This window comes from Flavobacterium sp. (genome assembly GCF_043779715.1).
In the GTDB taxonomy this organism is placed as follows: Bacteria; Bacteroidota; Bacteroidia; order Flavobacteriales; family Flavobacteriaceae; genus Flavobacterium.
Window position 1 is genome coordinate 1 of record NZ_JAYWDT010000090.1, and the last position, 8,783, is coordinate 8,783.

An 8,783-nucleotide genomic window follows, 5' to 3' on the forward strand; every position below is an offset into this window, starting at 1 on the left:
TCCCAGCATCAAGCCTCGGCTACGCCGAAGATGCGAAAAGCCCTTTCAGGACTTCCCACATCTTCAGCTTTGAGGCATTTCTCTCGGGAGAAAATCTCCAGAGAAACGACCGCAAAGCCGAGGCTTGTTGGCGGTAATGGTGCAACGAATTTAGAATTTTAAAGAACTTCAAAAGTATGAGTCAGCGTAAATTAGTGTATTTTATATTGGGTTGGTTTTTTATAACAATAATAGAATACTATTTTATTCCATATTTCATTGTTGTACTTCTGTGGATAGGACTTTCTTTAACATTACTGACAATTGCAATAAACCAGCTTATAAAACTTGTAAAAGAACGGAATTCAATAACCAAATTGAGAATACAAAATGTAATCGTTTTTTCTCTTTTATTTTATCTGACATTTAGCAGATTCCTTGTAAACGGTCTTATTGAAAAGGCTGATTGGGTAATATTTTACAACAATCGCACGGAAATTGTACAACAAGTAGAACGAAAAGAGCTAAATCCTAATGTAAGTTGGAATGATTGGGTTTGCGAATTGCCGTTTGAATTTCCCGTTGTTTCAAATGGCGGTAATGACATTGGAATTTATAGAAATGAAAATAACAAAACGCTGACAGTTACCTTTTGGGTTTATCGAAATTTTTTTAGTGCTCCTTCGACTTGTTTTGTCTATACAAACGACGATAAGGAAAAAAAAGAGCTTGAAGAACTTATTATTAAAGACCCTAAAAACAATTGGAAAATTGAAGACAATTGGTATAGGGCGTTTAGAGAATAGAAAATAAATTCAATTAGCAGAAGCTAAAACCACTACCGCCAACACACGCTACAAGCAATTTGGGTATTAGGCTTAATGGAAAGTTGGTTTTGTATTTGGGATGATTTGGCTAATCCGAATAATGGGCTTAATTTAGTCCCAAACTGCTTGTAGCGCGGGAACGTTGTTAAATAAAAAATCCATCAAGATTCGTTCTTGATGGATTTTTTTAACTTCTGTTTTTAACCCTAAAACTTTAAAGTCAATCCTGCTAAGATATTTGCACCAGCTTGCGGATAATATCCAGCACCTTCTATGGTTTTTACACTTGGCGGATTAGACCAACTGTCGTCGTAAGTATAAAAATAACCATTTGAAATGTATTTTCTGTTTAAAACATTGTTCGCTAAAACCGAAATCACAATCGATTTGAATACTTTTTTAGTTTCTATTTCGTAAGTAACATTCAAATCATTAATAAAATAACTATCTAGTTTAGATGCTTTCGAATCGATATTTCCCATAAATTGTTCACCTACAAATTTAGACAATAACGAGATTTGCAAAGGTCTTAATGGTGAAAAAGTTAAAATATTTCCCGCAATAATTTGTGGAGAATAAGAAACATTTGTTTTTCCTAAATTTTGCAAAACACCATCTCTTTGAAAATAAAAATCTTGATTCTTGCTTTGGCTTATAGCCACATTTGGCTGAACCGACCACTTATTTGTGATTTCTATTTTCGCATCAATTTCAAGACCTAATCTGTAGCTTTTTCCGCTATTTTCTGCAATTGGAGTTCCTACATCGTTTAATGCACCTGTAAGTACCAATTGGTCTTTGTAACGCATATAGTAAATATTTGTATTTAATTTTGTTTTTGCATTTGCAAAACGCCAACCCAACTCATAATCATTTAATTTTTCAGGTCTTACATTCTTCTTTTCAAAATCTTCGCGCTTAGGCTCACGATTAGCAACTGCGTACGAAAAATAAAGACTGTTTTTCTCGTTTGGCGAAAATGTTAAACCTGCTTTTGGATTAAAAAAGTCGAAAGTTTCATTAACTAATGTTGGCTGAACACCGTTGGCTTTATAATTTACTTTTCGGACTTGTAAATCTCCAAAAAGGTTTAATTTTTCTACAATTTGATAATTTGCTTTGGCAAAAATATTTATATCAGTTTTGATACCGTAGTCGTCATAATAATGATCTCCCAACTCGCTTGTAGAAGCCAATCTTGCCCAAATTACTTTACCAAAATGTTTTCCTTCGTATTTATTTGCGCCACCGCCAAAAATCATTGACAGCTTTTCGTTTTTGTAATTTGCAGAAAATGTAGTCCCGTAAAAATCGTTATCTAACCATTTCTGACGAACAATATCGGTTGTAGTTGCTAGTCCAACTGGTGTTAAATTATAATCAGCAAAATCAGCATCTTCTTTATAATTTTCATAAAAACCCTTACCTTTTGTGTAATGAAAAGCCAGATTTGTATTCAATTTTTCCGAAACTTTTTCGTTCCAATGCAATTGATAATGATCTTGTTGGTAATTATCTACTTCGTTGTCATAGAAACGAGTATTACCAAATTCGTCAGTAAAAACGCCTGACGTGTTGTAGGTTCTGTCATTTTCCAATTTATCTAAATCCTCTAAACCGTTCCATGATTGGTACGTGATTTCTTTTCCGCCAAAAGCCAATGCTTTAATTTTTGTGGTTTTACCAATGTAAGAACCTTGCAAAAAATAGGATTTTAAATCAGATTTTGCTCTGTCGATATATCCATCAGAATTAATTTTAGACAATCTTCCTGAAATTTCGAAGTAATCATTCATCAATCCTGTATTGAATTTGACCGTGTGTTTTCTTGTTTTGAAGCTTCCAAACGAGTTTGAAATTTCTCCGCCAGCCGATGCATTATCAGATTCGGTTAGTAAATTTAAACTGGCTCCAAAAGCGCCAGCTCCATTTGTAGATGTTCCTACGCCACGTTGCAGTTGAATACTTTCTACCGAAGAGGCGAAATCAGGCATGTTTACCCAATACGTTCCATGACTTTCTGAATCATTGTACGGAATCCCGTTGATTGTTACATTAACACGAGTAGCATCGGAACCACGAACACGAATTCCGGTATAACCTACGCCATTTCCAGCATCGGAAGTGGTTACAACTGATGGCAAGAAGTTCATCAAAATTGGAATATCTTGACCTAAATTTCTTTTTTCGATTTCTTTTTTTGTAAAATTAGAGAAGGTAACTGGTGTTTTTTCGTTGGCGCGAATGGCCTGTACCATGACTTCCTCTAGGTTTTTGATTTTTGTAGTGTCTGCTTCTTGCGAGTAAGAAAGGCTGAAGCTTAGAATTGCGATTGAAAGCAAAAAACTTTTGTAACTAAATAAATTTTTCATCCGTAAAGATTTTACGAATAAAAGGGGGAATTATTCTTTTTTAAATTAATAAATTGATGTTTCAATGACATAACTAACATGTACATTAGCTGTTTGTCATTATTCCCTTGGCAACATTACTTGCCCAGGTTCTTTGGGTATAATCTCAGCTCGTTATTTAGAGCACCCCTTTGAGACGGTGCAAAATTAGTTTTTAAAGACAGACTACACAAATTTCTTTTAATATTTCTTAAGTTCGAAAGTATTCCCGTCGAAAACACCATAAGTAAAATAGCCAATCCAGTCGCCTAAATTAATATATTTTGAATTTTCTCCTACTTGAATTTCCATTGGTAAATGACGGTGACCAAAAACAAAAAAATCATAATGTTTGGTTTCGAGTTTGTATTTAGCATACTGCACCAACCATTCGTTGTCTTCGCCTAGAAAACGAACATCTTCGTCTCCTGAAATCAATTTGTTTTTTACCGATAAATATTGCGCTAGTTTTACACCAATATCTGGATGCAACCAACGATATAACCATTTAGAAAAAGGACTGGTAAACACTTTTTTCATGCGTTTGTAGCCCTTATCGCCAGGACCCAAACCATCTCCATGACCTATTAGAAATGTTTTATTGTTGAAAGTAAATTCTTTAGTAGTATGGTAAACAGGAATATTGAGTTCTTTTTCGAAATAATCTCCCATCCATAAATCATGGTTTCCTACGAAGAAATAAATTGGGATTCCGCTGTCACGAATTTCGGCAAGTTTGCCTAAAACACGTACAAAACCTCGTGGCACAACTGTTTTATATTCGAACCAAAAATCGAATAAATCGCCTAATAAAAATATAGCTTCGGCATCTTGTTTTACTTCGTCGAGCCAAGCAACAAATTTTTGCTCTCGTGGAAAACTAGCTTCGGCAGTTGGTGCGCCCAAATGTTGGTCGCTGGCAAAGTATATTTTTTTAGATGGTGAAATAGTCATTTGGTTTTATTTGAAACAAAGATAAGGATTTATACTAAAATGATTTTTGATGAAAGAGAATCGATATCATATAAATTCCCAAATTAGCTACAATTGAATTTGTCTTTCTATTTGTTGGTCTAAAGATATGAATGTTTCTGTTCTGGAAACACCATCAATAGGTTGTATTTTTTTGTTCAGCAAGTTCATTAAATGTTCATTGTCACGACAAATAATTTTGATAAGAATACTCCAGTTTCCTGTAGTATAATGACATTCTAATACTTCGGGAATTTTTTTTAATTCTTTTACAGCTTCGGCGTTACTTGATGCTTTGTCTAAATAAACACCCACAAAAGCCATAGTATTATAACCCAAAACTTTTGTGTTTACAATTAGTTTTGAACCCGAAATAACCTTTGCATCTTCTAGTTTACGCAATCGTTGGTGAATTGCTGCACCTGAAATTCCTATTTTATTAGCAATTTGAAGTATTGGTTTTCGAGCATCTTCCATCAAGAAACGAAGAATCTCTTTATCGATACCATCTATTTCTATTTGTAATTGATTTATCTTCATGGGTTAATAATTTGAAGTAAAAATACAAATTTAGTTTAAAATAGTGTGTTTAAATTTTTGCCACAGATTTACACAGATTAATAAAATTTAAATTTATTTGAGAAATCCGTTTTAATCTGTGTAAATCTGTGGCAAAAATTTTTAGTTTCAAAAAAACTAATTTCTAACTTTATCAGGATTGTAACCTACATAAGGCATTTCAGTTTCTTTGAAATGTATACCAAATTCTTCTAATTCTTTCAAGATAGGTATGTATACTTCCTCTTTTATAGGCAACTGAACGCCTGGCGTTGTAATTTTTCCGTTTAGGATTTGTAAAGTCGCCATGGCTACTGGTAATCCTACTGTTTTTGCCATCGCAGTATAGGTTTGATCATCTCCAATACAAACCATTTTAGAATCTATCTGATGTTGTTTCCCGTTTAGTTCATAGCCAAATTTATGATACATCACAATCATGTCTTTGTCTTGTGGTTGCAAAGTCCAACTATCTGTCAATATTTTTTCGAGAATTTGTGCTGGTGTAGCATCTTTTAGACCTACAATTTTATTTTTGTTAAACAAATCGAGTTCTAATAATTTGTCCCACATAATGTCATCTTGTTCGATTCCAAGACTTAAACGAAGTTTTATTTCGACAGAATCGGTTGGGTGATATGGTAAAAATAGGTTAACAAATTCACGGTAATTTATAGTTTCAGAATCATCTATTATGTACGAATCGTCAGTCATTCCTAACTGTACGAACATATTCCATGCTTTCGAATAGCCTACTTTTCTAATCGTTCCCCGATACAAAGTCAAGACATCATCTAAACCATAAATGCTTCGGTATTTTAGAGAATCCCGATTGGCATAGCCTTCAAAACGTCCGTAATCTTCTACTTCTAAAAATTCGGTTCTACGAAACAATTTGTGATACGGAATATATTTGTAAGTTCCTTCTTGAATAAACTTTGCTGCACCACCTTGTCCTGCCAAAACTACATTTCTTGGTGCCCAAGTAAATTTGTAATTCCAAAGATTATTATCAGATTCTGGAGCTACTAATCCGCCACAAAACGATTCGAAAAGTATCATTTTTCCGCCTTTGTCACGAATTTCGTCAATAATTTTCATAGCACTCATGTGATCGATACCTGGATCGAGTCCGATTTCATTCATGAAAACCAAATTATTTTCTTTGGCAGCAACATCTAATTCTTGCATAGCATCACTAATATAAGAAGCGGTCACCATGTGTTTTTTATAGACAATACAATCTTTCGCCACTTCAATATGCATGTGCGCAGGCAACATTGAAATCACGATATCTGCTTTTTGAATTTCAGCTTTTCTCTGATTTGCATCAAAAATATCTAACGCAATAGCAGTTGCATTTTTGTGATTTTTGGTTTTGCGTTGGGCTAATTCTAATGATAAATCGCCAATAGTAAGATGCAAATTTTCGCTTTCAGACTTATCTAAAAGATATTTTATAAGTGAAGAAGCTGAGCGTCCAGCTCCAATAATAAGTACATTTCTCATTTTTTGATTGTAAAAAAGTGACGCAAATGTAATGAAATGTTATATTTTTGACGAAAGAAAACAGAACTTTTAATTAAAAAGATTATGGACAAGAAAATCATTCTCACCGCATTAGTTTTTGGATTTATTTCGATTGTGTTAGGAGCTTTTGGAGCACACGCATTAAAAAAAGTTTTAACACCAGAACTATTATCTTCATTTGAAGTAGGTGTGCGTTATATGATGTATCATGCTTTGTTTTTGCTGTTTGTAGGCACAACAACATTCATCGAAATGAAACAAAAAAGCATTATTTTTTATTTGACCTTATTTGGAACCATCTTATTCTCAGGCTCTATATTTTTATTATCATCAAGCGGAGCAACTGGTTTAAATTTTAAATTTCTGGGACCAATAACACCAATAGGAGGCTTACTTCTTATAGTTTCTTGGGCAATTTCTTTTTATTATATAAGCATAAAAAAAGGATAATACTCAAGCTGTTTGAAATAATATTTATACTTTTGCACTTTGTTCAAGTATTCACACATAAAATTATTTATGGAAACATATAAACAATCTACGGAATCGATTTCGTTAGAAAAGTACGGAATAACAAACGCTTCAGAAATAATTCATAATCCTTCGTTTGAATTTTTATACCAAGAAGAGTTAAATCCTGCTCTTGAAGGATACGAAAGAGGACAGTTAACCGAGCTTGGTGCTGTAAATGTAATGACAGGCGAATTTACAGGTCGCTCCCCAAAAGACAAATATATTGTAAAAGATGCAGTTACTGAAAACACGATTTGGTGGACTTCAGACAAAGCAGTCAACGATAACAAAGCAATTTCTCAAGATACTTGGAATGCGCTAAAAGAAACCACAGTCAATCAATTATCTGGAAAAAGACTTTTTGTAGTAGATACTTTTTGTGGTGCCAATGAAAATTCTCGTCTAAAAGTTCGTTTTATTGTTGAGGTGGCTTGGCAAGCACATTTTGTAAAAAATATGTTTATCCGTCCTACTGATGCTGAAATGGAAACTTACGGAGAGCCAGATTTCGTAGTAATGAACGGTTCTAAAACTGAATTTAAAGATTTTGCAGCACACGGATTAAATTCTGAAGTATATGTAGCTTTCAACTTAACCGAAAAAATCCAATTAATTGGAGGAACTTGGTACGGTGGAGAAATGAAAAAAGGATTGTTCTCGATGATGAACTATTACTTACCATTACAAGGAATGGCTTCGATGCACTGTTCTGCAAACAAAGGAAAAGACGGCGATGTTGCTGTTTTCTTCGGATTGTCTGGAACAGGAAAAACAACTTTATCTACAGATCCCAAAAGAGAATTAATTGGTGATGACGAACACGGTTGGGATAACGATGGAGTTTTTAATTTTGAAGGCGGTTGTTACGCAAAAACAATCGATTTAAGCGAGGCAAACGAACCAGACATCTACAAAGCCATTCGTAAGAATGCTTTACTTGAAAATGTAACGGTTGATGTTAACGGAAAAATAGATTTTAAAGACGGATCGGTTACTCAAAACACAAGAGTTTCTTATCCTATAAATCACATTGATAATATTGTAAGACCAGTATCTAAGGCAGGTCACGCAAACAAAGTAATATTCTTAACTGCCGATGCTTTTGGAGTTATGCCTCCAGTATCTAAGTTAACACCAGAACAAACTAAATACTATTTCTTATCTGGATTTACTGCAAAATTAGCAGGGACAGAAAGAGGAGTAACACAACCAGAACCAACTTTTTCAGCTTGTTTCGGAAAAGCATTTTTATCGCTTCACCCAACACAATACGGACAAGAATTGGTTAAAAAAATGGAAGAACATAAAGCTACGGCTTATATGGTAAATACAGGTTGGAACGGAACAGGAAAACGTATTTCTATAAAAGACACACGTGCTATTATTGATGCAATTTTAGATGGTTCTATCGAAAAAGCAGAAACTACAACAGTTCCAGTTTTCAATTTTGTAGTACCAACATCATTGCATGACGTAAATTCTGAGATTCTTGACCCAAGAAACACTTATACAGATACTTCAGAATGGAATACAAAAGCAGAAGATTTAGCAGGAAGATTTATTAAAAACTTTGTTCAATATACAGATAATGAAGAAGGAAAAAATCTAATAAAAGCAGGACCACAATTATAATACGTTATTAATTCGGTTTATAAAAAAAGAGTTACTCTAGTGAGTAACTCTTTTTTGTTATGTCTTTCCCGCGCAGGCGGGAATCTATTCTGGTAGTTTCCCGCCTGCGCGGGAAAGACAATTGTGAAAAAAATTAATTACTCTTTTATAGAAGCCACAAATTTCTGAAACAATTGAATCGTTTTTTCATTAATTTCTTGATAAGACAAGCGGTCTTTAGCTTGATAAAAAAACATAAATCCGTACTTTTTTTCTGAATTTTCTAATAACAAATGTTTGTTTAAACGATAAGTCTCTCGCAAAACACGTTTGAAATAATTTCTATCAACTGCTTTTTTGAAATATTTTTTAGAAACCGAAACGCCCATTTTTATTTGCTCGT

The 8,783-nt window shown here is 33.7% G+C and carries 8 protein-coding genes; 3 read left to right on the top strand and 5 right to left on the bottom strand.

Features of this window, described 5'->3' with window-relative positions; all coding sequences use genetic code 11:
* The first annotated feature begins 356 nt into the window (after positions 1-356).
* Complete coding sequence (locus ACH2BG_RS04605; protein WP_395046546.1) at positions 357-785, top strand: hypothetical protein; 429 nt, start codon at positions 357-359, stop codon at positions 783-785.
* A gap of 227 nt (positions 786-1,012) precedes the next feature.
* Here ACH2BG_RS04605 and ACH2BG_RS04610 read toward each other — a convergent pair whose 3' ends face one another.
* The 4 genes from ACH2BG_RS04610 to ACH2BG_RS04625 form a co-directional block, all read right to left on the bottom strand.
* On the bottom strand, positions 1,013-3,178 hold the full coding sequence (locus ACH2BG_RS04610) for a TonB-dependent receptor (RefSeq protein WP_395046547.1): 2,166 nt from the start codon (positions 3,176-3,178) through the stop codon (positions 1,013-1,015).
* Between the two features lie 219 nt (positions 3,179-3,397).
* Positions 3,398-4,150: a UDP-2,3-diacylglucosamine diphosphatase gene (locus ACH2BG_RS04615; protein ID WP_395046548.1), complete on the bottom strand. Its 753-nt coding sequence runs from the start codon at positions 4,148-4,150 to the stop codon at positions 3,398-3,400.
* An 87-nt stretch (positions 4,151-4,237) separates the two neighbouring features.
* Entirely contained in the window at positions 4,238-4,708 is a 471-nt protein-coding gene (locus ACH2BG_RS04620) for an Lrp/AsnC family transcriptional regulator (protein WP_395046549.1), read from the bottom strand.
* Between the two features lie 156 nt (positions 4,709-4,864).
* A complete protein-coding gene (locus tag ACH2BG_RS04625; RefSeq protein WP_395046550.1) occupies positions 4,865-6,235 on the bottom strand; it encodes a saccharopine dehydrogenase family protein in 1,371 nt (456 codons plus the stop codon).
* Positions 6,236-6,319: 84 nt separating this feature from the next.
* Here ACH2BG_RS04625 and ACH2BG_RS04630 point away from each other — a divergent pair, with 84 nt between their 5' ends.
* Positions 6,320-6,706 carry a DUF423 domain-containing protein gene (locus ACH2BG_RS04630; protein ID WP_395046551.1) on the top strand — a complete coding sequence of 129 codons (387 nt, stop codon included), beginning with the start codon at positions 6,320-6,322 and terminating at the stop codon, positions 6,704-6,706.
* Between the two features lie 69 nt (positions 6,707-6,775).
* A complete protein-coding gene (gene pckA, locus ACH2BG_RS04635; protein ID WP_395046552.1) occupies positions 6,776-8,401 on the top strand; it encodes a phosphoenolpyruvate carboxykinase (ATP) in 1,626 nt (541 codons plus the stop codon).
* A gap of 137 nt (positions 8,402-8,538) precedes the next feature.
* Here pckA and ACH2BG_RS04640 read toward each other — a convergent pair.
* A partial coding sequence (locus ACH2BG_RS04640; RefSeq protein WP_395046553.1) for a ribonuclease P protein component occupies positions 8,539-8,783 on the bottom strand: 245 nt, incomplete at its 5' end.

Bases quoted from the DNA above. Each gene is read 5' to 3' on its own strand.
- ACH2BG_RS04610 (WP_395046547.1), bottom strand. From the start codon at position 3,178: ATGAAAAATTTATTTAGTTACAAAAGTTTTTTGCTTTCAATCGCAATT.
- ACH2BG_RS04615 (WP_395046548.1), bottom strand. From the start codon at position 4,150: ATGACTATTTCACCATCTAAAAAAATATACTTTGCCAGCGACCAACAT.
- ACH2BG_RS04620 (WP_395046549.1), bottom strand. From the start codon at position 4,708: ATGAAGATAAATCAATTACAAATAGAAATAGATGGTATCGATAAAGAG.
- ACH2BG_RS04625 (WP_395046550.1), bottom strand. From the start codon at position 6,235: ATGAGAAATGTACTTATTATTGGAGCTGGACGCTCAGCTTCTTCACTT.
- ACH2BG_RS04630 (WP_395046551.1), top strand. From the start codon at position 6,320: ATGGACAAGAAAATCATTCTCACCGCATTAGTTTTTGGATTTATTTCG.
- pckA (WP_395046552.1), top strand. From the start codon at position 6,776: ATGGAAACATATAAACAATCTACGGAATCGATTTCGTTAGAAAAGTAC.